Source organism: Paenarthrobacter sp. NPDC057355 (genome assembly GCF_042667405.1).
Taxonomy (GTDB): domain Bacteria; phylum Actinomycetota; class Actinomycetes; order Actinomycetales; family Micrococcaceae; genus Arthrobacter.
This window is the reverse complement of record NZ_JBHVAL010000010.1, coordinates 20,267-42,757: the sequence shown is the minus strand read 5'-3', so window position 1 is coordinate 42,757 and position 22,491 is coordinate 20,267. Positions and strand designations below refer to the sequence as shown.

The following is a 22,491-nucleotide window of genomic DNA, read 5'->3' as shown; positions in this document are numbered from 1 at the left end:
CTCCGCAGTTCTTGTGGTTGGACGTTGTTGTTGCATGAGCTGGGTTGTTACTTCAGCTCGGCTTCGGCCATGGCCAGTTGGGCGAACTCTTCTTCGGGCGCGCCCGCCACGATCCGGTGCTGGCTGTAAAGCCAGAAGTAGAGAAGTGCGGCAGCGAAGATGGCTGCCGTGATGGAGGCGGCAAGAACGTCGACGACGAACGTCGCCACGACTGCCACGGCGGAAAGAACCAGGGCGATCGACGTAGTGACGGTGCCACCGGGAGTCCGGTACCCGCGTTCAAGGTTGGGTTCCTTCTTGCGCAGGACGATGTGCGAGAGGTTAAGCAGGACGTAGGAAACCGTGGCTCCGAAGACTGCGATGTTGATCAGGAGGGCACCGTCCTGAGTAACGGCTGCGAGCAGGAATCCGATGGTGCCGGGAACAATCAGCGCCCAGTAGGGGGTCCGGCGTGCGCCGGTAAGGGAGAGCCAGCGGGGGAGGTAGCCAGCGCGGGAGAGGGCGAACAACTGACGGGAGTAGGCGTAGATGATGGAGAAGAAACTGGCCACCAAACCGGCCAACCCGGCGTAGTTGATGAAGTCGGCCAGGAAGGTGTTGCCGCCATACGCGATCCGGAGGGCTTCGGGGAGGGGGTTGTCGGAACCGCTCATTGCCTGTGAACCTGCAGCACCCGGGACCAGGACCAGCATCAGTGCTCCAAAGACCACCAGGATGATGACTGCCACGATGATGCCGCGCGGCATGTCCCGCTTGGGGTTGGACGTTTCTTCCGCGGCCAGGGGAACGCCTTCAACTGCAAGGAAGAACCAGATTCCGTACACAAGGGCTGCCAGGATTCCGCTGACTCCCATGGGGAGGAAAGCATTGGAGCCGGCTGATCCGTCGGGGACGATGTCGAAGAGCTTGGCCGGGTCAAACTTGGGGAGGAGGCCAACCACCGCTGCGACCAGGGCGACTGCAGCCACGGCAGTGATGGCGAACATGATCTTCAAGGCTTCGCCGACGCCACGAAGATGGATCCCGATGAAGATGACGTAGGTGACGAGGTAGACCGGCCAGGAGTTGGTCAGGCCGAAGAGGCCCAATGCTTCCACGTAGCCGCCGATGAAAGTTGCGATTGCTGCCGGGGCCACCGCGTACTCAATGAGCACAGCCATTCCGGTGGCAAAGCCGCCCAACGGCCCAAGGGCGCGGCGTGCGAAGGCATATCCGGCGCCGGCGGTGGGCAGCGTTGAGGAGAGTTCGGCCAGTCCGAAGACCATGCACGTGTACATCACGGCCATGAGGACGAAGGCGATGAGCAGGCCACCCCAGCCTCCTTGGGCGAGCCCCAGGTTCCAACCGGCGAAGTCGCCGGAAATTACGTAGGCCACGCCCAAGCCGGCGAGCAGGACCCAGCCCGCTGCCCCTCGTTTGAGGCGCCGATGCTGCAAATATTCGTCCTCGCCACCGGACGGCCGTTCCACTGTTTCCATGCGTGTTCCTTACGTTTGAGGAATGCTTGTGGGAAAGTAATTGGGAGGATCTTCCGATCCTAAAGGACTGTTTTTAGTCCATTACGTGTTTCACAGTTTGGACTGTGAGGTGACGCACGTCAAGACTTTCCTTGGAAAAGTGCGGTTCAAGTCCCCCGCTAGTCGTCCGCTAATGGTTTCTTTCGCGACCTTTGGGGTGGGGGATGGGTAGCATGAAGGCAGCAGCATCTCCTTGGGGTGATGCGCTTCCGGTGAAAGGAGCTGCCGTGCCGGACCCTGTCTTTGGCCCGTCGTTCTCAATGCTGCGCCCTGTCAGGGGTGGCAATGCGTTCGAAGAGACCATCGAACACATCCTGCAGACCATCAAACTCGGAATTTTTGCCCCTGCCGAGAAGCTGCCGCCTGAGCGTGAACTTGCTGAGCAGCTTGGGGTTTCCCGGGCGACACTGCGCGATGCTTTGGGGGAACTGCAGAGCGCCGGTTACCTGGAAGTGCAGCGGGGCCGGTATGGGGGAACTTACGTCTCCACGGATACTGTGCAGCGGAAACCGGACCATGGGCCGCTCGACCCGGCGGAGGTCGAGGACGTCTTGCTGTTCCGGTCAATCATTGAGCCCGCCGCTGCGGGATTGGCGGCCAAGGCTGATCTGTCCGCAGCAGCACGAAGGCATCTGCAAGTGTGCCTGTCTGAAGTGGGCGCGGCGACGGCAGCCGGCTACCGGCCCCGGGACTCCCGCTTCCACATTGCCATCGCCGAGATGTGCGGTTCCTCAAGCCTCGTTTCAGCCGTGGCGGAGACCCGGGCAAGGCTTAATGACTTGCTGGACCGGATTCCGCTGCTGGGAACCAACCTCGAGCACGCAAACGAGCAGCACACGGAGATCGCCGAAGCCATCCTGCGCGGTGATGCCCCCGCCGCCGAAAGGGCCACGATGGAGCACCTGGAGGGAACGGCCTCTCTGCTGCGGGGCTTCCTCGCCTAAGCCTCATCGCGCGCTGGAGGAGTCGGGCGTCAGGTGCGGTCCGGCGTCGAACTCGTTGGTCTTGCAGGCCAGATACAACGCGAGATAGGCAACTGCCGTTCGTTCTGACCAGCCTTGGAGCTTTTCTATCCTCTCCAGCCGGTGAATCAGCGTGTTCCGGTGAATATGAAGACGCCCGGCAGCGCCCACCAAGGAAAATCCGCTTTCACACCACGCAATGACGGTGCTCCGAACAGTGCTCCAATCGCCCAAGGCCGCCAGCGGCGCGGCCACAGCCGCTACGTAGCGCTGCCTGGCCCGGAGGCTGACGCCTGAGAGTAACTGTTCCATCCTGACCTCGTCGATGGTGGTGACGCTGCGTCGGGTGATCCGCCTGCCCAAATGCAGGGCGTCGGAGGCGTCCTCATAGGCTGTTCGCAGGTGGGCGGGCCCGGCTCCCTCGGTTCCGACGCCGATTTCGACGTCCAGGCCCAAGTGAGCACGGAACTGTTCCACGCAATTGCTTGCCTGGGCAAGTATTCCGCCCATTCCATCGGCCGTGGGGTGCGCGAAAACGACGTAGCGGCTGGCGCCGATTGAAGCGGCGATTGTCTGGCGGTGCTGAAAGCTCTCACGGAGCAGTACCAATGCCCTCGGAAGCCACTCTGACGTGGTGGAAGGAGCCGGTGTGTGGCCGGGAAGATGGGCGACCACCGCGATCCTACGGGCTGTAAGGTCCACGCCTTGGTCGTTGGCCTGGTCCAGCAGTGTTGCTGCTTCGGTCACCTGCGGATCAAAGGCAAGAATACTGCGTACAAGGTCCTCCAGCTCGCGCTCGCGCTGCAAAGTGGATCGCAGCAGTGAGGCCTGGTGGAGCAAGATTTCCGTCTGGCGTTCAACCATCAAGCCAAAGCGGGTGACTTGGGTCGGGGAGCCGGTGATTCCGACCGTACCCACCGCTTGGCCATTGAGGAGGATGGGCAGCGTGACCCCGGGCTTGACCCCCTCCAACGCACGGGCTTGGGCTGCGGAATGGGTGGCCGACAACCGCGTGCGGATCACTTCCAAGGACGCTTCATGGAAACTGCCAACGCGGCTCGTGTCGCCGCTGCCGATCACCGTGCCATGGGCGTCGGTGATCAGGATGTTGAACCCTACGATTTCGCTGGTGTCGCCGGCGATTTGCTGGGCAAGGGCAGGAGTCAGAGGTCCCGCCCCAGGACGCGCGGTGGTCACTGCCATGGGGGATTCCCTTCGGTCATTTCGTACAGAAAAGTGGGCGTTGTTTGGTCGGAATATGGATGAATAGTCCAATGACTTTCATCACACCCAAGCCTACGGTTGTTACTAAGCGGCGCAAAGCCGAACAGCAGAAGCCGTTCTGCATCAGCATTGAACCCAGTGAAAGGCGACCACCATGTTTCGTCGCATCCCCAAACCATTTCGTACTTCCATCGTCGCGGCCCTTGGTGCTGTGACCCTGACTCTGACAGCCTGTGGCGGCAACGGCGTCGCCAGTAATACAGACGGTCTGGACACCATCGAAGCAGGAAAACTCAAGGTAGCCATCCAGCCTTACATGCCATACACCGCCATGAAGGACGGCCAGATGGTCGGCTTGGATGCCGAGATTCTGCAGGCAGCAGCGAAGAAGCTGAACCTCACGATCGAACCGCAGGTTACCGACTTCAACGGCATGCTCGGAGGCGTGCAAAGCCGGCGCGTCGATATTTCCATTGGAGGTATCGCCTGGACGAAGGAACGTGCGAATGCGGGGCTGTTCACCGATCCTCCGTACTACTCCCCACCCGCGATGGCCGTTCAGGGCGACAAGGACGTCAAGACGCTGGCGGACCTCCGCGGGAAGAACCTCGGAACGGTCACCGGCTACGTTTGGGTGAAGTCCATCAAGGCTGTGCCGGATGCCAAACTCAGCTCGTTCCCTGACGCCAATGGCCTGTTCGCGGACGTCGGCTCCGGCCGGGTGGACGTGGGGTTCGTGGATCCCCTGTTGATTTCCTACACCCAGGCCCAGCGTCCCGATTTGGGTATCCAGACAAAGTACCTGACCCCGCCCACGGATGAGGAAGTGCAGAAATCCCCTGATCTGGCCTATTTCCAGCCTTACATGACCAGCTTCTATGTTCCCAAGGAGGCGCCGAAACTGGAGAAGGCAATCTCCGGCGTCATCCGCGAGATGTATGCCAACGGGGAGCTTGCCGGCCTGATCACGAAATACGGCGGCGATCCTGACCAATACCTCAAGCCCTCGCCGTCGATGGCCGCGGACCGACAGGGCACGGACCGCCCGGCCGACTGGACCGCCCCCTCAAAGTGAAGCGATCCCGGCAATCATTCCCAACGGACAGGATTAATCATGAACCCCGCACCCGGCCTGTTTCAGGTGCCCTGGCAGGAGTACCTGCCGGCACTCGCTGATGGCCTGCTGAGGTCCCTTGGCTACACGGCGGCCGGCTTTGCCGGCGCAGTGGTGATCGGACTCGGCGTCGCGCTCCTGCGTATCAGTTCCCGACGCCTGCTTCGGATACCGGCAGCCGTATATACGGAACTGTTCAAGAACATCCCCTTGCTGGCCATCATTTTCATCACCTACTTTGGCCTGGCTTCCATTGGTATCCGGCTCAATGCCTTCCAAGCCGGCACGCTCAGCCTCGTCATCTTCTACGGGGCGTACCTCTCGGAAATTTTCAGGTCCGCGTTGCTCGGCGTTCACGCCGGGCAACGGGAAGCCGGTCAAGCCCTGGGTCTCGGACCGACCGTGACCTTCACGGGCATTATTTTCCCGCAGGCGCTGAGGCTGGCACTGCCTGGAACCGGCACCATGCTGGTGGACCTCTTGAAGTCCACTTCCCTTCTGGTAGTGATTTCGGCGGCTGAGCTTATGTCGCAGGCCCAACTGATAGCCAGCGAAACCTTCCGCGCCCTTGAGGTCTACATCGTCATTTCCGCGATCTACTTTGTGGTCTGCTACCCGCTCTCGCAGCTTGTGCTCAGGCTTGAACGCCGAGTACAGGCAGGGGCGCCGCTGTCCCTCCGCAGGCATCGCAGGCTGGCTCAGGCCCGCGCCCTTCTGGCGGCTGCGGAACCCAAGCGATACTCGGAGGTAAAGCCATGACCATCGGAAGAACCGAGACAAAAGGCCAAACGGTGAACAACGTCCGTCCAGTAGTGGAGATCAAGAACCTGGTGAAGTCCTTCTCGGGCCGCACCGTACTCGACAACGTGGATTTCACGGTGGACCCAGGCAGCATCGTCAGCATCATCGGGCGAAGCGGCGGTGGCAAGACCACCCTGATGCGCTGCATCAACCTCCTCGAACAACCCGACTCCGGATCCATTGCGTTGCAAGGCGCCCCAGTCTTCGCCGGCCGGAAGACGGTGTGCAGGGACTTGGCCAAGCTCAGGCAGCAGGTTGGAATGGTCTTCCAGCGCTTCTACCTGTTTCCCCACCTGACTGCTGTGGAAAATGTCATGCTGGCCCAAATGAAGGGGTTGAAGATCCCCGAAAAGCAGGCCCTCCACACGGCACTGGAGTTGCTGGCCGAAGTGGGGTTGTCCCACCGGGCCCTGGCCTTCCCGGAGCAGATGTCCGGCGGTGAACAACAGCGGGTAGCGATAGCCCGGGCATTGGCGCTCGGCCCCAGCCTGCTCCTGTTTGACGAGCCGACGTCGGCACTCGACCTTGAGTCCACCCGCGACGTGCTGGCCGTCATGCGCCGCTTGGCCCGTTCCGGCATGACCATGGTCATCGTCACCCACGAAGTTCCCTTCGCCAAGGAGATTTCGGACCAGATCGTCTTCATAGACGGCGGCCACATCATCGAACAGGGTCCACCTTCCGCGGTCATCGACAACCCGCGGGAGGAACGCACCAAGGCGTTCCTGCGCTCCTACAACTCGGACAGTTAGCCTTCCTCCCCACCAGCGCGCGTCGCCTGTCACCCACTTGTGCCACGCCAGGCTCAAACGCGCCCGATTTCCGTGAAAGAGAACCATGACTTCGATTCAAATCCCCGTCCGGACCGTGGATGTCCCCGGCATCACAACCGAGGCTTCTCCCTATCCAGCGGCCACGCTCGCCGGAGGAACCCTCTACGTTTCGGGCCAGGTTTCGTTCAGCGACGACGGGTTGGTGGTGGGGGAGGGGGACATCGAGGCACAAACCCAATGTTCCCTGGAGCGATTGAGCCGTGTACTGGCGACTTACGGCGCCGGCCTGGCGAACGTCGTTTCCTGCACCGTCTACCTCAAGGACGCTGTGCTGGCCGATGCTTTCAACAAAACCTGGGTGTCGGCTTTTGATGGACACAGGCCGTCCCGTGCCACTGTTGTTGCCGAACTGCTGGACCCCAGGCTCCTGGTGGAAGTGCAGGCGATTGCCTGCCTGCCCCAGACCGGGGCTGTCCGGGCGGAGGCAGGGAAATGAAGATCCTGATAGTGGGCGCCGGGATCATCGGTGTCACCACGGCTTATGAGCTGGCCCGGCGTGGACACGAGGTTGAAGTGGTGGACAGGGAGGCTTCCGAAACGCTGGCTACCAGCGACGCTACGGCGGGTTTAGTCGCACCGGGGCACTCGTTTGCCTGGGCTTCACCGTCGGCACCCAAGGAGTTGCTGAGGTCCCTCTTCAGTTCCGATACTTCCATCCGGGTGAAACCACGCCTCGATGCGGAACTCGTGTCCTGGGGTTTTCGGTTCCTCCGCGAATGTACCGGGCCGCGGGCGAGCCGAAACACCCTGGCAAAACTTCGTCTCGCCCAACGGAGCCAACAGCTCTTCAATGCGATGATAACTGGGGAGGGCATGGACTTCCGTCCATCCGGAGGCGGCGTCCTCTACCTCTACAGGGATGCCGAGGCCCTGAAGCGCGCGATGGCGCACGGCACCATCATGCGGGAGAACGGCCAAGCCCAGCGGCCCGTGTCCCGCGAGGAATTGCTCCACTTGGAACCGGCCCTGGCGAACAGCCATGTCAGGTTCGTGGGAGCTGTCCACGATGAAACCGATGCGACCGGAAACCCCGCCAAATTTGCGGCGGAAGTTCGAAAGCTGTGCGAGGACCTGGGGGTTCGCTTCACCTTCGACACGGCCGTCCAAGGCTTCCGGATGGAGGCTTCCCGGCCTGGTGCAACCCACGTGGGAGGGCTCCGAAGCGTTCGAGGTGAACTGGCGGCCGATCGGTACATCCTTGCGGGTGGTCCGATGAGCGCCCGCCTTGCCAGGACGGCCGGTATCCGCCTCCCGGTCTATCCAGCCAAGGGGTACAGCTTGACCGCTCCCATCAAAGAAGGAGCACTCGCCCCCTGCTTGGGAGGCATTGACGAGCGGTCCCTCGTTGCATGGTCACGGTTCGGGGATGAACTGCGGATGTCTGCCACCGCCGAGTTTGCCGGTTACTCGCAGCAGTATTCGCAGAAGGACTTCGCCAACATCCTCAGAGCCGGTAACGAATTGTTTCCGGGGGTGTTGGATTTGGGCCGGGCCACCTACAAGGTGGGCCTGCGGCCCATGACCCCGGACGGCCCACCCATCATTGGCAGGGCAGGCGAAAGCAACCTGTACATCAACACAGGCCATGGCCACCTGGGATGGACCATGGCCTGTGGATCAGCGGAGATGCTGGCTGACCTGATCGACGGTAAAGCTACGGCCCTGCCTGTGACGCCTTACGCTGTCGGCCGCTAGGCGCTACTTCCACCACGTATCGAAGATCGTCACAGGGACGGTGCGCTTGTGGCGTGTGCGCAGGAACTTCTGTTCGATGATCTCGGCCACTCCTTCGGGCACCTCGCGGCCCTCAAGGTAGTCGTCGATCTGGTCGTAGGTGATGCCGAGTTCGTCTTCGTCGGTGCGGCCGGGCTTGTCGTCCAGGAGGTCGGCTGTCGGAACCTTCTTCCACAGTCGCTCGGGCGCGCCCAGCTCTGCCAGGACTTGCCGGTTCTGGCGCTTGTCCAGCCCGAACAGCGGCAGGATGTCCGCACCGCCGTCGCCGTACTTGGTGAAGAAGCCCGTGACGGACTCGGCGCCGTGGTCCGTGCCGATGACCAGATAGTTGTGCTCGCCAGCCAGGGCGTACTGCGCGATCATGCGGGCGCGGGCCTTGGTGTTGCCTTTGTGGAAGTCTGAAATTTCTGCACCGGTGGTCTTGAGGAACTCGTCCTCGAAGCCGTCGACGGCGCGGGAGATGTTGAAGGTCCACTCGGTTTTGGCCCGGATAAAGTCCAGGGCTGCCTGGGCGTCCTCTTCGTCGTGCTGGACGCCGTAGGGGAGGCGGACCGCCACGAAGTTGGCGTCCACGCCGTCGGCCTCCAGTTCCTCAACCGCCAACTGGGCCAGACGGCCCGCGAGTGTGGAGTCGAGGCCGCCGGAAATTCCCAGCACGAAGCCTTTGGTCCCTGTTGCCTTCAAGTAATCCTTCAGGAAGGCAACCCGCTTGCGGATCTCCTCCGCAGGATCGATCCGGGGCTGGACGCCCATTTCCTCAATGATCTTGGCCTGGAGTTCGCGCATGTGTTCCACACTAGTCAGGCGCGTCGCGAAGGCTCAACCATATTGCGTGGTGATTCAGCTACAGGACGTTAATCCGGTGCCGGGCCTGTTGAGCCGCGCACGGTCAGATGGGTGGGCATGACCGCGAGGCGGCGGCTGGATCCGGCGTTCAGGGGATCCAGCTGTGCCAGGAGCATGGAGACCGCCACCCGCCCGGCCTGCTCGATTGGGGAGGCCATGGTGGTCAGGGGCGGGTTGCAGAAGTCGGCGCCGAAGATGTCATCGCAACCGACGATGCTCATGTCCTCCGGGACCCGGATGCCGCGCTCGCGGAGACGCTGCAGCATGCCGATCGCCAGGAGGTCGTTGAAAACGATGCAGGCCGTTGCCCCGGTTCGTGCCGCCGCATCTGCGGCTGCCGCTCCGGACGTCGTCTTAGGGGTAAAGGGACCCACCCGGGAGGTGGTAAGTCCGCGGTCGCGGCTTTCTTCCTCGAAGGTCTTCCAGCGTTTGGCGTTGGACCAGGAAGACGCCGGCCCGCCAACGTAGCAAATGCTGGAGTGGCCCAGCGAGCTCAGGTGTTCCAGTGCCTGTACGACGGCGCCGGGGGTGTCGATGACCACGGTGGGAGCGTTGGCTGAGGAGCGGTTGATGGTGACGATTGCCTGCGACGATGCCGCCTCGAGGATCTGGGTGTCGGTGAGGCGGGAAGCGGCGAGGATGAAGCCGTCGGCCGTTCGTTGCATCTTTTGCAGGGCATCGGCCTCCATCTCGGCCGACTCTTCGGTGTCCACCAGCAACTGTGTGTAACCGGCTGCCTTCAGCTGGTTCTGGGTGCCGCGGATGATGTCGAAGTAGAACGGATTGGTGACGTCCGGGACCAGGAGCGCGATGGCGTTGGTGCGGCCTGAGCTGAGGCTGCGGGCCTGCGAGCTGGGGACGTAGTTAAGCTCGGCGGCGACTTTCTCGATGCGTTCGCGGGTTGCCCTGTTCACGCGGTCCGGGTTGGAAAGGGCCCTGGAGACGGTGGAAGTGGCCACTCCCGCCAAGGCGGCAACATCCCGGATTGTGGGTGCGGATCCCCGTGCGTTTGTCTCAGCCATAAAAAGATTGCACCATCCCATGGCAACTTTTGGCAACCGCTTGCCGCACAGTTGCCGGGCTCGTAGACTCGTTGCCGAAAGCCCCTGTGACGTAGACCACTATCGGGCTGTGTATCCAAGGAGGAAACAATGAGGTTTGCACCATCTGCCAAGCTGGCCGCCGTCGCTTTGACTGCTGCACTGGCACTGACAGCCTGTGGGGGGAGCGGCAACAGCGGCACGTCAGCCAGCTCCGGGGGTGCCGTCGACGGAGCGGGCAAGACACTGAATGTATTGACCGGCATCAACAACCAGTACCCGGAAGAACAGAAGAAGTGGCAGAGCGACATTGCTGCCAAGTTCAAGGCAAAGACCGGCGCGGAAGTGAAGTTCGAGACCTTCGCCTCAGCCAACGATGAACTGACCCGTATCCAGACTTCCGTTGTTTCCGGCCAGGGCCCGGATGTCTACAGCCTGGGCACCACCTTCACACCAACCGCCTACGCCACCAAAGCCTTCGTGACACTCTCCGAAGACGACTGGAAGAAGATAGGCGGCAAGGACCGGTTCAACCCGGCCGCGCTGGGAATCTCCGGCCCCGACGCCGAGCACCAGGCCGGTATTCCATTCGTAAGCCGCCCGTTCGTCATGGCCTACAACAAGGACATCCTGGCAGCCGCGGGCATCGACAAGCCCGCCACCACCTGGGATGAGCTCGCCGAGCAAGCCAAGAAAATGACCAACGCCAGCGCCGGGACCTACGGTCTGGCCACCGGCTACAAGGACAACTTCGATCCCTGGAAGTTCATCTGGGCCATGTCCGTGCAGGCAGGCAACCCGCTGGTTGAGGGCAACAAGCTGAAGATGGACGATCCCACAGTCAAGAAGGCCTACGAGACCTACTTCGGCTGGCTCACCAAGGACAAGGTGGTGGACCCGGCAGCGATCGGCTGGAGCAACAGCAACGCCGTAGCAGCCTTCGCCTCCGGCAAAGCCGGATACCTGATGATGACTACGTCCAGCTCCATCCCCACCCTGGACAAGTCCGCCGTCGCCGGCAAGTACGAATACGCCCTCATGCCCACCACGGCTCCGGGCGAATCTTCCCCGAAGGGCGACGGCGACAAGGCCGCCAGCATCCTCTCCGGTGACAACGTAGTGGTCGCGGACTACTCCCAGCAGAAGGATCTGGCGTTCGCCTACATCGAGCTGATCACGTCCAAGGACGAGCAGCTCAACTACCAAAAGACCTTCGGCGAGCTTCCCGCAAACGCCGAGGCACTCGCCTCCCTGACTGACCCGAAGCTGAAGCCGATTGCCGATGCTGCCGGCAAGTCGAAGGCAACTCCCTTCACCGGAGCCTGGGGCGACATCCAGTTGGGCCTCCTGAACGTGACCGTCCAGTCCATCCCGGACCTGGCCAAGGGATCTGTCGATGAGAGCGCCCTTGAATCACGGCTGAAGGACGCACAGTCCAAGGGCCAGGCCTCCCTCGACCGGGCTGCGAAGTCCTAGGCAGGGTCTCCCATGTCCACTGATTCCTTCAGGGAAATGAAACCCGTGGCTTCAGCGCCCGACGCCGGTGCCTCGCCGCCCGCAGGCACCGGAACCCTCCCGCCGGCAGGCGGTGGCCGGAAACCTGCCCGCCGAAAGGGCCTGAGCGAGCGTAACCGTCCACTGTGGATGCTGATCCCCGGCGGCCTGCTGATGTTCGTCATCATCGTGGTCCCGCTGTTCCTCGGCATCTACATGTCAGCGCTCAACCTCGACCAGTACTCGCTCCGCAAGTGGGTCAGCGCGCCCTTCATCGGCGTCGAGAACTTCGTGGAGGCCCTGACTGACTCGCCGCTGCTGCACTCGGTGTGGCTGAGCGTGAGCTACTCACTGATCGCGATGCTGGTGACGCTGCCGTTGGGCATCGCAGCGGCTGTCGCCACCCAGAACGCCTTCAAGGGCCGGGCGCTGATCCGCTCGATTTTCCTGATCCCCTACGTGCTGCCGTCCTTCGTGGTGGCAACCGTGTGGCGGACCATGTTCCAGCCTGACGGAGTGGTCAACTCGGCCCTGGGTGTCTTCGGAGTGGACGGTGGACTGTGGCTCAACGGACCCCAAACGTATTGGACTCTGATCCTTGTCCAGATCTGGGCCTCCTGGCCGTTCATCTACCTGCTGGCACTTTCCGGCCTGCAATCGGTGGACCACGAAGTCCACGAGGCCTCGGCCCTGGACGGTGCACTGTGGTGGAACAAGCTCCGGTACGTCATCTTCCCGTACCTCAAGGGCCCGTTGTCGCTGGCTTTCCTGATCGGCATGCTGCACCACATCAACAACTTCACCCTCCCGTTCGTGTTGTTCGGCGTTCCGGCCCCGTCCGACGTCGAAGTACTTCCGATCCTCACCTACGTAACCAGCTTCCAGAGCTTCCGCTTCGGCCTCAGCGCCGCCATGGCGTTCGTGTCCCTGGTGCTGATCGCCATTCCCCTGTTCATCTACCTTCGCGCCGTGAAACTGGACGACGCCGAAACGCCGGGAGGCAAGAAGTGAGCGCATCAACCACCTCGGTCCGCGGCACCTCCCGTCCGGATCCGTCGGGGACCACGTTCCGGCCCGGTTCAAAGCGGCAGCACGAAGTCACCCGGCTCCTGCCTGGCCCGATGCTGGCCATCATCCTCACGGTCCTGAGCGCGATCGTCCTGATCCCGGTTGCCTACATATTCCTGGCGTCGGTGAACTCAGACATCGGCGTGGCAAACGGCGAGTTCTGGCCCTCCAGCTTCTCGTTGGAGAACTACACCAAGATCTGGTCCAGCGTCGGCCTGGCGACGGGCCTTGCCAACAGTGTCCTGGTAGCCGGTGCCACCGCTGTCGTATCGGCAGCCATGTCCGTATCCATCGCTTACGTCCTGGTCCGCTACCAGTTCCGCGGGCGGCTCACCATCCTTCGCGGCCTCCTGGCCCTGCAGTCGGTCCCGGGTACCCTGATGGTCCTTCCGGTGTTCGTGCTCTTCTCCTCGGCCGCCAGCTACCTCGGCGTCCAGGTGATCGGAACGCAGTGGGGACTCTTCATCACCTACCTGACCTTCGCGATGCCCTTCTCCACCTGGGTGATGGTCACCTACCTGCGTGGCCTGCCGCGTGAGCTGGAAGAGGCGGCAAGGATCGACGGCGCCAGCAACGTGGGCGTGCTGGTCCGGATCATCCTCCCGCTCAGCTGGCCCGGCATCGTGGTCTCGGGCATCTTCGCTTTCCTGTTGGGTTGGAACGATGTCCTCTTTGCCTCGGTAATGACCCGACCGGAGAGCCAGACGGCAGCCGTAGCCCTTCAGGTCTTCGGAGCTTCGCAGGAGGGTGGAGCAATTCCCTTGTACGGCCAGATGATGGCGGCCTCACTGGTTTGCGCGGCGCCCGTCGTGATTCTCTACCTCATTTTCCAACGTTACCTAGTGGGCGGTCTCACCGCCGGAGGAGTTAAGTAGCAATGACCGGACCAGCAACAGTCCAGTGGACGCTTTCGGGCTTCGGAGACGAGATCGACGACGACCCGGTCCTGCAGATCGCCGTACTCCAGGCCTTGGGCGCGAACCATATCGAAGTCCGCAGTGCGTGGGGAACCAACATCGTGGACCTGACGTCCGGGCAATTGACCGAACTGAAGAAGCTCCTGGACGCGGCGGACATGGGCGTTTCAGCCATCGCGTCGCCCATCGGCAAAGTCGATGTCACGCTGCCCGTGGAGCACGAGGTGGAGCGCCTCCGCCGGGCCGCCAACGCAGCACAGGTCCTGGGCGCCCGCTACATCCGCATCTTCTCCTTCTACTACGGGGAAGGCGTGGCGGTGGACAGTATCCGGGACGACGTCATTGAGCGCATGCGTGCCTTGGCCGAGGTTGCCGAACAGTCCGGAGTGGTTCTGCTCCACGAAAACGAGAAAGACATTTTCGGAGACACCCCCGACCGCGTGCTGGACATCATCGAGTCGGTAGACTCGCCGGCTTTGAAAGTGGCCTGGGATCCGGCCAACTTCGTCCAGGTGGGCGTGAAGCCCTTCGACGAGGGCTACGCAAAACTCCGTCCCCACCTCGAATACCTGCAGGTCAAGGACGCGCGGTTCGCGGACGGCGTCGTGGTTCCTGCCGGTGAGGGCGACGGTGATCTGCTCCGCACCGTGGAGGCGCTGAAAGCGGACGGTTTCGTTGGTTTCGCAAGCCTGGAACCGCACCTGGCCGGCGCCCATGGCCTGGGCGGTTTCTCCGGACCGACCGCTTTCGGGATGGCAGCCCGTGCCTTTGCCAAAGTCGTTAACGAAGCAGGAGTGGAAACCAAGTGAGCACCGAAACGTCCAAGCCCACGATCAACGTCGCCATTGCCGGATGCGGCACCATCGGACGCACCCATGCGGCCTCTGTTGCCGAGATTGAGGACCTGCAGGTCACGGCGCTGGTGGATGAGATCACCGACGCCGCGGATGCCCTGGCCCAGCACATCGAGGACCAGGGCGCCGCCCGGCCGGCCACCTTCCGAAGCCTCGAGGAAGCTTTCGCGGGTGCCGACGTCGACCTTGCCATCATCGCAACCCCCAGCGGACTGCACATCGAGCAGGCCCTGGAGGTACTCAACGCGGGCAAGCACGTGGTGATCGAAAAGCCGCTGGACGTGAACCTGAACCGTGCCGATGAGATCATGGCGGCAGCCAAAGCGGCAGAAGCGAAGGGGCTGGTGGCCAGTGTCATCAGCCAGCACCGCTTCGATCCTGCGTCCATTGTGGTGGACGAAGCCCGCCGCGCCGGGCGCTTTGGCAAGCTGACCTCGGCCATTGCCTCGGTGAGCTGGTACCGCAGCCAGGGTTACTACGACTCCGGCGCATGGCGTGGCACCTGGGCCATGGACGGCGGCGGGGCGGTGATGAACCAAGGCGTTCACACCGTTGATCTGCTGTTGTGGTTCCTGGGCACCCCGGTGGAAATCAGTGCCAAGACAGCCCTTCTGGCGCACACAGGAGTCGAAGTCGAGGACACCGCAGTGGCCACCGTGACGTTCGAATCCGGTGCCCTTGCAGTACTCCACGCGACCACCGCCGCGTACCCAGGGCTCAGCGTCAGGCTGCAGGTCATGGGCAGCAAGGGTTCGGCCGTGATCGACAGTGACAACCTTCAGTTCTTCCACGCTGCAGCTTCCGAAGAAGAGACGCAGAGCGGACCCATGGGGATGCCCGGTGCGAGCAACCAGGCGGAGGAGGAGCTGGCCCGGTTCGCAGAACCGGCACCGCAAACCAACCTGGACCCCACCGTCTACCCCGCCGGCCACATCCGTCAGTACCGGGACGTGGTGGATGCGATCCGGAACGGCCGTCGCGCGGGCGTCACCATCGAGGACGCCGTGCGTGCATTGGCCACCGTACGCGCCCTGTACGTTTCGGCCACGCTAGGCCGCCCCGTGCTCATAGCCGACGTGGTTGCGGGCAAGTACAACGACGTTGAGGTACGCACCGGCAACGGACACTTCGAGGAGGTCAGCGCATGAAGTTCTCAGTCTTTACGGCCTCGACGCCGGACTGGACTCCGCAGGAAGCCGCCACTGAGCTCGCCGCACAGGGCTGGGACGGCATCGAATGGCGGGTCACCGACCAGGCCGAATCCCCGGAGCCCGGCTTTTGGGCCGGCAACAAGGCCACCTGGCCCATGACCGGTTTGGAGGAGTCGCTGCCGGAGATCGCCCGGCTCACCGCCGACGCCGGCTTGGAATACTCAGGCCTTGGCGGGTACGCCCGCTGTGACAACCACGACGACGTCGAGCGCGTCCTCGCCGCCACAGCCGCCTTGGGTGCACGCCAGGTCAGGGTCAACGTCCTGCCGCTGGGCAACTCCACCATGGGCGGGGGCGAACCCAGCGGCCTGTCCTACCCGGAGTTGTTTGCGGCCACCCGCGAACACTATGAGTGGGTTGCCTCCCGAGCGGCCCACCATGGAGTCAAGGCACTCGTTGAGCTGCACCACGGGACTGTGACGGCGTCCGCCTCGGCCGCCCGCCGCCTTCTGGAGGGCCTGGATCCCCAGCACGTGGGCGTCATCCACGACCTCGGCAACCTGCTGATCGAGGGCTGGGAATCTCCGCTGCCTGCCCTCGAACTCCTGGGACCGTACCTGGCGCACGTCCATGTGAAGAATGCCCGTTGGGTGCAGGAACCGGAGCGCGACGAATCCGGAGCCGCCGTGTGGGTCAACCAGTGGGCCCCGCTGGCTGAAGGCCAGGGGAGTGTCCTGGCGTACTTCAGGGCCCTGGCCGAGGTCGGTTACGACGATTGGGTCACCGTGGAGGACTTTTCCACCGACCTTCCGTTGGCCGAGCGTACGGCAGGCAACCTCCAGTACTTGCGCCGGGTGGCAGAGCTGGCAGGACTGACGGTTCCTGCCAGTGCCGATCTCTCCGCCGGCTCCACCCCGAAAGGCTGACTCCATGTCCAAGACCCTTGCCACCCACCCGGACCGCTTGCTTCCGGCGGATCCGGGGACGCGCAGCATCGCGCGTGCCTTGCTGGAGCGGGTCCAGGACCTGCCCATCATTTCTCCGCATGGTCATGTTGACGCGGCCGTCATCGAGCAGAACACACCCTTTCCCGATCCGGCTGCGTTGCTGGTCACCCCCGACCATTACGTCACCCGGCTGATCCACGCTTCCGGAGTTCCACTGGACAAGCTCCAGCCCAAGGCAGGGGCACGCAACATCTGGCGGACCTTTTGCCAGGCGTGGCCCTTGTTCGACGGCACCGCGTCCGGGTACTGGCTGCGGACCCAGTTCGAGTCCGTGTTCGGGTGGCAGGGCGAGCTGTCCGCGGACACCGCGGACGCCAGTTTCGACGCGATTTCCGCCAAGCTCGCGGAGCCGGGTTTCCGCCCGCGTGAGCTGTTCAAGGACTTCAACATCGAGGTCCTGGCCACCACGGACGATCCCTTGGACAGCCTGGACAGCCATCGTGCGCTCGCCGCTGACGCGTCGTTCCATGGCCGCGTACTGCCCACGTTCCGCCCGGACGCGTACATCAACATCGCGCACCCGTCCTGGCGGGCCAACGTGGAACGGCTCCTCGCAGAGGCGTCCGACGGCGGCAGCGGCTACCGGGGCTACCTCACCGCCCTGGAGAATCGCCGCCGGTACTTCGTGGACCACGGTGCCGTATCGGCAGACCATGGTGTGAGGACTCCCGCTACCCTCAAGCTGGACCCGTCCGACGCGGAGGCCCTGTTCGACAAGGCCGTGTCGGGACAAGCAAACGCCCAGGACCGCGACGCGTTCGAGGCCCACATGATGTACCAGATGGCGCGGATGTCGGTGGAAGACGGCCTGGTGATGACCATCCATCCAGGCTCGTACCGCAACCACCACCAGCCCACGTTCGAGGCCTTCGGCGCGGACACGGGCCACGACATCCCCTTCGCCGTCAATTACACCGAGGCCGTCCGGCCGCTGCTTCAGGACTTCGGTACAGCCAAGGACTTCCACCTGGTGCTGTTCACCCTGGATGAGACCGTCTTCTCCCGCGAACTCGCACCGCTGGCCGGTTTCTACCCCTCGGTCTACATCGGGGCTCCGTGGTGGTTCCTGGATGCGCCGGACGCCATGCTGCGCTTCCGCTCCGCCGTTACGGAGACCGCTGGCTTCTCACGGTCCTCCGGGTTCATCGATGACACGCGGGCCTTTTGCTCCATCCCGGCCCGGCACGACGCCTCCCGCAGGATCGAAGCCTCGTTCCTGGCGCGGCTCGTTGCCGAGCACCGCCTCAGCGAGGACCGCGCGCACGAGCTGATTGTCGACGTCGTCGATTCTTCCCCGCGACGGGTCTTCAAGCTATGAGTGCCCACCAGGGGCCTCCCCGGCTCAACCGTGCCGCCGCATTTCCAGGGCAGGCCTCGCCCCCGGTCCGGATGGTGCATCTGGGCCTCGGGGCTTTCCACCGCTCCCACCAGGCCTGGTACACCCACCACGCGGGGGACGCAGCCGACTGGGGCATTGCGGCGTTCACCGGGCGCCGGCCCGACGCCGCGGATGTCCTTGCGGAACAGGACGGCGTGTTCACCGTGGTGGAGAGGTCCGGTACCGGAGACGCATTTGAAGTCATCGGCAGCATCGTGGAAGCGGTGGATGGTGCCAACGTCCAGCGGCTCGCCGAGCTCGTGGCCGCGCCCGCGACGGCGGTTGTCACGCTGACCATCACGGAAGCCGCTTATGCGGCCACGGGCGGGCACACCCCGCTGGCCCGGTTGGTCACCGCGCTTGCGGCCCGCAAGGATGCCGGTGCCGGACCCATCGCCGTGGTCAGTTGCGACAACCTCGCTGACAATGGCCCGGTTGCCCGCAAAGCGGTACTTGCCATCGCGGAAGCGCTGGACCCAGCCTTGGCTGAATGGATCAGTGCACAGGTGAGCTTCGTTGGCACCTCGGTGGACCGGATTACGCCGCGGACCACGCCTGATGACCTCGTGGAAGTGGCCGAACAGTGCGGCTACCGGGACGAGGCCGCCGTCGTGGCTGAGCCCTTCAGCAACTGGGTCCTCAGCGGTGACTTCCCGGGCGGGCGTCCGCGCTGGGAAGATGCCGGCGCGGTTTTTGTGGACGACATCGAGCCGTACGAGAACCGCAAACTCTGGCTGCTCAACGGAGCGCACTCCATCCTCGCGTACGCGGGCCTGGTCAGGGGCCACTCGACCGTGGCGGAAGCCCTGTCCGACGACGTCTGCCGGTCCGCCGTCGAGTCCTTTTGGGATGAAGCTGCCCGGCACCTGCCGGAGGAAGGCCTGGACATTCCGGGATACCGGCAAGCCCTGCTGGAACGGTTCGGCAATTCGCGGATCGCCCACCATCTGACCCAGATTGCCATGGATGGAACCACCAAGCTGCGCATGCGCGCCCTGCCCGTGCTGGCCGCCGAACGCGCCGATGGCCGTCCCGGAGACGGTGCTGCCCGCATGATCGCGGCCTGGATCGCCTACGTTTCCGCCACGGACGACTTCCAGGACCCCCTGGCCGAGGACATCCGGACCGCAAAAAAGCACGACGGCGAACACCGCACCGCTGCTCTGCTGGCCCTCATCAGCCCTGACCTTGCCGGGGACAATGCCCTGGTTACCCACCTTCACCGGCAGCAGGACGGCATTGCCGCTGCCAGCACCCACGCCTGAACCCTTGGAAGGAACGCCACACCCATGAAAATCATTGCCGCTGAAGTCTTCGTGACCAGCCCTACCCGCAACTTCGTCACGCTCCGCATCACCACCGAAGATGGTGTAACGGGCATCGGCGACGCTACGCTCAATGGCCGGGAACTCGCCGTCGCCGCCTACCTCAAGGAGCATGTCGCGCAACTGCTGATCGGCAAGGACCCGCACCGGATCGAGGACACCTGGCAGTTCCTGTACCGCAGCTCCTACTGGCGCCGGGGTCCGGTCACGATGGCGGCGATTGCCGCCGTCGACATGGCGTTGTGGGACATCAAGGGCAAGGTGGCCGGGCTGCCGGTGTACCAGCTGCTGGGCGGCGCTTCCAGGAACGGCCTGCGGGCATACGGACACGCGTCCGGTTCTGACATCCCGTCCCTCTTTGACTCGGTCCGCGAGCACCTGGAGCTGGGCTACAAGTCCATCCGTATCCAGACCGCCATTCCCGGCATCAAGGCCGTGTACGGTGTTGCGGCGCAGGCCCAGGCTTCGGGGGAGCGGTACGACTACGAACCCGCCGGCCGTGGCGCGTTCCCCCTCGAGGAGGACTGGGACACCCGCGCCTACCTCCGCCACCTGCCCACAGTATTCGAAGCCGTGCGCAACGAGTTCGGCCCCGAGATCCCGCTGCTGCACGACGGCCACCACCGCATGACGCCCATCCAGGCAGCCAAGCTGGGCAAGGCCCTGGAACCGTACGACCTCTTCTGGCTCGAGGACTGCACGCCGGCCGAAAACCAGGAGGGACTTCGGGTGGTCCGCCAGCACACCACCACTCCGCTGGCCATCGGTGAAATCTTCAACACCGTGTATGACTTCCAGACGCTCATCAAGGAACAGCTGATCGACTACGTCCGTGCCGCGTCCACCCACTTCGGCGGCATCTCGCCGTTGAAGAAGGTCATGGACTTCGCCGCGCAGTACCAGATCAAGTCGGGCTTCCACGGGCCCACGGACATCTCCCCGGTGGGCTTCGCCGCCCAGCTGCACGTCGGCCTGGCGATCCACAACTACGGCATCCAGGAGTACATGCAGCACTCGGACAAGACCAACGAGGTCTTCGAACAGTCCATGACCTTCACCGACGGCTACCTGCACCCGGGTGACAACCCGGGCCTCGGCGTCGAATTCAACGAGGAAGCCGCCGCGGCCTACCCGTACCAGCAGGCCTACCTGCCCTACAACCGGCTTGTGGATGGCACTGTCCATGACTGGTGATTTGGCCATGACTCGTAAACCGCATCACATCGTGGTCATGGGGGTGGCCGGCTGTGGCAAGAGCACGGTCGGCGCCGCCCTCGCCGAACGGCTCGGCGCCGAATTTCTCGACGGCGACGCGCTGCACCCGCAGTCGAACATCGACAAGATGGCCGCCGGCACCCCGTTGAACGACGACGACCGGGCACCTTGGCTTGCCGAGATCGGCAGGCGCTTCCCGGCGTCGGACGCTTCCCTTGTGATCGCTTGCAGCGCGCTCAAGCGCGCTTACAGGGACATCATCCGCAGCGGTGACCCGTCCGTGGTGTTCGTGCATCTGCACGGTCCTCGGGAGGTTCTCAACGAGCGCATGAACTCCCGGCCGGGACACTTCATGCCGGCGGCCTTGCTCGATTCCCAGCTGGCTACCCTTGAGCCTCTGCAGGAGGACGAAGCCGGAATCGCGGCGGACATTACCTCTCCGGTGGAGGTCATCGTCAGCGACGTGCAGGCATCCCTGGCGGGGTCCCTGCTCCAGGCCTAGGGGCCGAAAGCCCGGCACTGCCACGACGGCGGTGCCGGGCTTTTCTGCGTCCGGACAGCGGCGAGGGGCATTGTGAACGCTAACAACGTTGTAAATCAAGTACTCTTGACGGGCTAATGAGCTGCAATCATTTTGAGATCCGCAGCACTTGACCGCCCGTGTTGTTAGCGTTCACAATGGCATTCGCAATACCTTTTCGATGGCCTGTACAGCCCCCAGCATGCAGGCCGCACCCAGCTTCACCGTGCCGGACGCGCAGATGCTCCGGCTGCATCAGAGTTCGCGGCACTGCTGCCGCGGAAGGAGAGCATCGTGAGATTGAAAAAACTCCTGGGCGCCGTAGCGGTTGTCCTTACCTTGACCGTCGGAGCCACCGGCTGCGGCAGCCGGGGAGGCGCGGCGGAGCCCTCCAGCAGCGCTGCCAAACCCAGCGATTCGCTGGTGGGTATTTCCATGCCGACCCAGACGTCGGAGCGGTGGATCGCCGATGGCGCCAACGTTGAAAAGTCCCTGAAGGATCTTGGCTACAAGACAGACCTGCAGTTCGCCAACGATGACATCCCCACGCAGGTTTCCCAGATCGAAAACATGCTGACCAAGGGTGCGAAGGCACTCATCATCGCGGCCATTGATGGCACGACGCTGACGGATGTCCTGGCCAAGGCCAAGGAACAGAACGTCAAGGTCATCGCCTACGACCGCCTCATCAACGGCACCCCGAACGTGGACTACTACACCACGTTCGACAACTACACCGTCGGTGTCCAGCAGGCCACGTCACTGCTGACCGGACTGGGACTGGTTGACGCCAGCGGCAACAAAGTAGAGGGCAAGGGCCCCTTCAATGTTGAACTGTTCGCGGGCAGCCCGGATGACAACAACGCCAACTTCTTCTGGACCGGCGCCATGGATACGCTCAAGCCGTACCTGGATGCAGGCACCCTGAAGGTCCCCAGTGGCCAGACCAAGTTCGAGCAGGCAGCCATCCTCCGCTGGCAGGCACCCGTAGCCCAGAAGCGCATGGAAGACATCCTCACCTCCGCTTACAGCTCCGGCACCAAGCTCGACGGCGTGCTGTCGCCGTACGACGGTCTGTCCATCGGCATCATCTCCGCCCTGACCAGCACCGGCGGTTACTCCACCGGCAAGCTCCCCGTCGTCACCGGCCAGGACGCCGAAAAGGGTTCCGTCAAGTCCATCATCGCCGGCGAGCAGTACTCCACCATCTTCAAGGACACCCGCCAGCTCGGCGCCCAGGCCGTGAAAATGGTAGACGCAGTACTCAAGGGCAACGAGCCTGAAACCAACGACACCAAGACCTACAACAACAAGGTCAAGGTTGTTCCGGCCTACTTGCTGAAGTCCGTCATCATCACCAAGGACAACTACAAGAAGGAACTCATCGACTCGGGCTACTACAAGGAATCCGACGTCAAGTAACCATCTTCCCCCTGTGGCCCCACCGTCCTGAGCGCAGTGCGGCGGGGCCACAGCATCCCCAGAGCCTGT

General features: G+C 63.4%; 21 protein-coding genes. 17 read left to right on the top strand and 4 right to left on the bottom strand.

Annotated features, from left to right (window positions below; translation table 11 throughout):
- Positions 1 to 47 precede the first annotated feature (47 nt).
- The gene (gene eat, locus ACFUOZ_RS12700) at positions 48 to 1,478 is read right to left on the bottom strand and encodes an ethanolamine permease (RefSeq protein ID WP_377548557.1); all 1,431 of its coding nucleotides are present in this window, start codon (positions 1,476 to 1,478) and stop codon (positions 48 to 50) included.
- A 212-nt stretch (positions 1,479 to 1,690) separates the two neighbouring features.
- Between eat and ACFUOZ_RS12695 the strand changes: the two genes are divergently transcribed.
- The gene (locus ACFUOZ_RS12695) at positions 1,691 to 2,461 is read left to right on the top strand and encodes a FadR/GntR family transcriptional regulator (RefSeq protein ID WP_377548555.1); all 771 of its coding nucleotides are present in this window, start codon (positions 1,691 to 1,693) and stop codon (positions 2,459 to 2,461) included.
- A gap of 3 nt (positions 2,462 to 2,464) precedes the next feature.
- Here ACFUOZ_RS12695 and ACFUOZ_RS12690 read toward each other — a convergent pair whose 3' ends face one another.
- Complete coding sequence (locus ACFUOZ_RS12690; RefSeq protein WP_377548553.1) at positions 2,465 to 3,682, bottom strand: CdaR family transcriptional regulator; 1,218 nt, start codon at positions 3,680 to 3,682, stop codon at positions 2,465 to 2,467.
- A gap of 175 nt (positions 3,683 to 3,857) precedes the next feature.
- Here ACFUOZ_RS12690 and ACFUOZ_RS12685 point away from each other — a divergent pair, with 175 nt between their 5' ends.
- The 5 genes from ACFUOZ_RS12685 to ACFUOZ_RS12665 all read left to right on the top strand — a co-directional run bounded on the left by ACFUOZ_RS12685 (position 3,858) and on the right by ACFUOZ_RS12665 (position 8,146).
- Positions 3,858 to 4,778, top strand: coding sequence for a substrate-binding periplasmic protein (locus tag ACFUOZ_RS12685; protein WP_377548550.1), 921 nt, complete (start codon positions 3,858 to 3,860; stop codon positions 4,776 to 4,778).
- Between the two features lie 39 nt (positions 4,779 to 4,817).
- Positions 4,818 to 5,576, top strand: a complete 759-nt coding sequence (locus tag ACFUOZ_RS12680) for an amino acid ABC transporter permease (protein ID WP_377548548.1) — start codon at positions 4,818 to 4,820, stop codon at positions 5,574 to 5,576.
- Positions 5,573 to 6,370, top strand: coding sequence for an amino acid ABC transporter ATP-binding protein (locus tag ACFUOZ_RS12675; protein WP_377548545.1), 798 nt, complete (start codon positions 5,573 to 5,575; stop codon positions 6,368 to 6,370). The genes ACFUOZ_RS12680 and ACFUOZ_RS12675 overlap by 4 nt, the downstream gene beginning before the upstream one ends.
- An 85-nt stretch (positions 6,371 to 6,455) precedes the next feature.
- Positions 6,456 to 6,887: a RidA family protein gene (locus ACFUOZ_RS12670; RefSeq protein WP_377548543.1), complete on the top strand. Its 432-nt coding sequence runs from the start codon at positions 6,456 to 6,458 to the stop codon at positions 6,885 to 6,887.
- Positions 6,884 to 8,146: a D-amino acid dehydrogenase gene (locus ACFUOZ_RS12665; protein WP_377548540.1), complete on the top strand. Its 1,263-nt coding sequence runs from the start codon at positions 6,884 to 6,886 to the stop codon at positions 8,144 to 8,146. Before ACFUOZ_RS12670 ends, ACFUOZ_RS12665 begins: the two co-directional genes overlap by 4 nt.
- Before the next feature lie 3 nt (positions 8,147 to 8,149).
- Here ACFUOZ_RS12665 and nadE read toward each other — a convergent pair whose 3' ends face one another.
- Together nadE and ACFUOZ_RS12655 are read right to left on the bottom strand one after the other, a co-directional pair.
- A complete protein-coding gene (nadE, locus tag ACFUOZ_RS12660; protein WP_377548537.1) occupies positions 8,150 to 8,971 on the bottom strand; it encodes an ammonia-dependent NAD(+) synthetase in 822 nt (273 codons plus the stop codon).
- Positions 8,972 to 9,039: 68 nt separating this feature from the next.
- Positions 9,040 to 10,053, bottom strand: a complete 1,014-nt coding sequence (locus ACFUOZ_RS12655; RefSeq protein WP_377548535.1) for a LacI family DNA-binding transcriptional regulator — start codon at positions 10,051 to 10,053, stop codon at positions 9,040 to 9,042.
- Positions 10,054 to 10,182: 129 nt separating this feature from the next.
- Here ACFUOZ_RS12655 and ACFUOZ_RS12650 point away from each other — a divergent pair, with 129 nt between their 5' ends.
- The 11 genes from ACFUOZ_RS12650 to chvE all read left to right on the top strand — a co-directional run bounded on the left by ACFUOZ_RS12650 (position 10,183) and on the right by chvE (position 22,422).
- Positions 10,183 to 11,547 carry an ABC transporter substrate-binding protein gene (locus tag ACFUOZ_RS12650; RefSeq protein WP_377548532.1) on the top strand — a complete coding sequence of 455 codons (1,365 nt, stop codon included), beginning with the start codon at positions 10,183 to 10,185 and terminating at the stop codon, positions 11,545 to 11,547.
- A gap of 12 nt (positions 11,548 to 11,559) precedes the next feature.
- Complete coding sequence (locus ACFUOZ_RS12645; protein WP_377548529.1) at positions 11,560 to 12,576, top strand: carbohydrate ABC transporter permease; 1,017 nt, start codon at positions 11,560 to 11,562, stop codon at positions 12,574 to 12,576.
- Positions 12,573 to 13,508, top strand: a complete 936-nt coding sequence (locus tag ACFUOZ_RS12640) for a carbohydrate ABC transporter permease (protein WP_377548527.1) — start codon at positions 12,573 to 12,575, stop codon at positions 13,506 to 13,508. The genes ACFUOZ_RS12645 and ACFUOZ_RS12640 overlap by 4 nt, the downstream gene beginning before the upstream one ends.
- A gap of 2 nt (positions 13,509 to 13,510) precedes the next feature.
- The gene (locus tag ACFUOZ_RS12635) at positions 13,511 to 14,359 is read left to right on the top strand and encodes a sugar phosphate isomerase/epimerase family protein (RefSeq protein ID WP_377548525.1); all 849 of its coding nucleotides are present in this window, start codon (positions 13,511 to 13,513) and stop codon (positions 14,357 to 14,359) included.
- Complete coding sequence (locus ACFUOZ_RS12630; RefSeq protein WP_377548523.1) at positions 14,356 to 15,552, top strand: Gfo/Idh/MocA family protein; 1,197 nt, start codon at positions 14,356 to 14,358, stop codon at positions 15,550 to 15,552. The genes ACFUOZ_RS12635 and ACFUOZ_RS12630 overlap by 4 nt, the downstream gene beginning before the upstream one ends.
- Positions 15,549 to 16,481 (top strand): sugar phosphate isomerase/epimerase family protein, encoded by a 933-nt coding sequence (locus ACFUOZ_RS12625; protein ID WP_377548521.1) that lies wholly within the window; start codon positions 15,549 to 15,551, stop codon positions 16,479 to 16,481. The genes ACFUOZ_RS12630 and ACFUOZ_RS12625 overlap by 4 nt, the downstream gene beginning before the upstream one ends.
- A gap of 4 nt (positions 16,482 to 16,485) precedes the next feature.
- Entirely contained in the window at positions 16,486 to 17,880 is a 1,395-nt protein-coding gene (gene uxaC, locus ACFUOZ_RS12620; protein ID WP_377548519.1) for a glucuronate isomerase, read from the top strand.
- Positions 17,877 to 19,205 carry a mannitol dehydrogenase family protein gene (locus tag ACFUOZ_RS12615; protein ID WP_377548516.1) on the top strand — a complete coding sequence of 443 codons (1,329 nt, stop codon included), beginning with the start codon at positions 17,877 to 17,879 and terminating at the stop codon, positions 19,203 to 19,205. Before uxaC ends, ACFUOZ_RS12615 begins: the two co-directional genes overlap by 4 nt.
- A 24-nt stretch (positions 19,206 to 19,229) precedes the next feature.
- Positions 19,230 to 20,459, top strand: a complete 1,230-nt coding sequence (gene manD / locus ACFUOZ_RS12610; protein ID WP_377548514.1) for a D-mannonate dehydratase ManD — start codon at positions 19,230 to 19,232, stop codon at positions 20,457 to 20,459.
- Positions 20,449 to 20,982 carry a gluconokinase gene (locus tag ACFUOZ_RS12605; protein ID WP_377548512.1) on the top strand — a complete coding sequence of 178 codons (534 nt, stop codon included), beginning with the start codon at positions 20,449 to 20,451 and terminating at the stop codon, positions 20,980 to 20,982. The genes manD and ACFUOZ_RS12605 overlap by 11 nt, the downstream gene beginning before the upstream one ends.
- Before the next feature lie 312 nt (positions 20,983 to 21,294).
- On the top strand, positions 21,295 to 22,422 hold the full coding sequence (chvE, locus tag ACFUOZ_RS12600; protein ID WP_377548510.1) for a multiple monosaccharide ABC transporter substrate-binding protein: 1,128 nt from the start codon (positions 21,295 to 21,297) through the stop codon (positions 22,420 to 22,422).
- Positions 22,423 to 22,491: the final 69 nt, after the last annotated feature.

What these genes read in the sequence shown, in the direction of transcription:
- uxaC (WP_377548519.1), top strand. Translation starts at nt 16,486, where the DNA reads ATGTCCAAGACCCTTGCCACCCACCCGGACCGCTTGCTTCCGGCGGAT.
- ACFUOZ_RS12625 (WP_377548521.1), top strand. Translation starts at nt 15,549, where the DNA reads ATGAAGTTCTCAGTCTTTACGGCCTCGACGCCGGACTGGACTCCGCAG.
- nadE (WP_377548537.1), bottom strand. Translation starts at nt 8,971, where the DNA reads ATGCGCGAACTCCAGGCCAAGATCATTGAGGAAATGGGCGTCCAGCCC.
- ACFUOZ_RS12695 (WP_377548555.1), top strand. Translation starts at nt 1,691, where the DNA reads ATGAAGGCAGCAGCATCTCCTTGGGGTGATGCGCTTCCGGTGAAAGGA.
- ACFUOZ_RS12635 (WP_377548525.1), top strand. Translation starts at nt 13,511, where the DNA reads ATGACCGGACCAGCAACAGTCCAGTGGACGCTTTCGGGCTTCGGAGAC.
- manD (WP_377548514.1), top strand. Translation starts at nt 19,230, where the DNA reads ATGAAAATCATTGCCGCTGAAGTCTTCGTGACCAGCCCTACCCGCAAC.
- ACFUOZ_RS12685 (WP_377548550.1), top strand. Translation starts at nt 3,858, where the DNA reads ATGTTTCGTCGCATCCCCAAACCATTTCGTACTTCCATCGTCGCGGCC.
- ACFUOZ_RS12665 (WP_377548540.1), top strand. Translation starts at nt 6,884, where the DNA reads ATGAAGATCCTGATAGTGGGCGCCGGGATCATCGGTGTCACCACGGCT.
- ACFUOZ_RS12605 (WP_377548512.1), top strand. Translation starts at nt 20,449, where the DNA reads ATGACTGGTGATTTGGCCATGACTCGTAAACCGCATCACATCGTGGTC.
- eat (WP_377548557.1), bottom strand. Translation starts at nt 1,478, where the DNA reads ATGGAAACAGTGGAACGGCCGTCCGGTGGCGAGGACGAATATTTGCAG.
- ACFUOZ_RS12615 (WP_377548516.1), top strand. Translation starts at nt 17,877, where the DNA reads ATGAGTGCCCACCAGGGGCCTCCCCGGCTCAACCGTGCCGCCGCATTT.
- ACFUOZ_RS12655 (WP_377548535.1), bottom strand. Translation starts at nt 10,053, where the DNA reads ATGGCTGAGACAAACGCACGGGGATCCGCACCCACAATCCGGGATGTT.
- ACFUOZ_RS12650 (WP_377548532.1), top strand. Translation starts at nt 10,183, where the DNA reads ATGAGGTTTGCACCATCTGCCAAGCTGGCCGCCGTCGCTTTGACTGCT.
- ACFUOZ_RS12670 (WP_377548543.1), top strand. Translation starts at nt 6,456, where the DNA reads ATGACTTCGATTCAAATCCCCGTCCGGACCGTGGATGTCCCCGGCATC.
- ACFUOZ_RS12645 (WP_377548529.1), top strand. Translation starts at nt 11,560, where the DNA reads ATGTCCACTGATTCCTTCAGGGAAATGAAACCCGTGGCTTCAGCGCCC.
- ACFUOZ_RS12690 (WP_377548553.1), bottom strand. Translation starts at nt 3,682, where the DNA reads ATGGCAGTGACCACCGCGCGTCCTGGGGCGGGACCTCTGACTCCTGCC.
- ACFUOZ_RS12680 (WP_377548548.1), top strand. Translation starts at nt 4,818, where the DNA reads ATGAACCCCGCACCCGGCCTGTTTCAGGTGCCCTGGCAGGAGTACCTG.
- ACFUOZ_RS12675 (WP_377548545.1), top strand. Translation starts at nt 5,573, where the DNA reads ATGACCATCGGAAGAACCGAGACAAAAGGCCAAACGGTGAACAACGTC.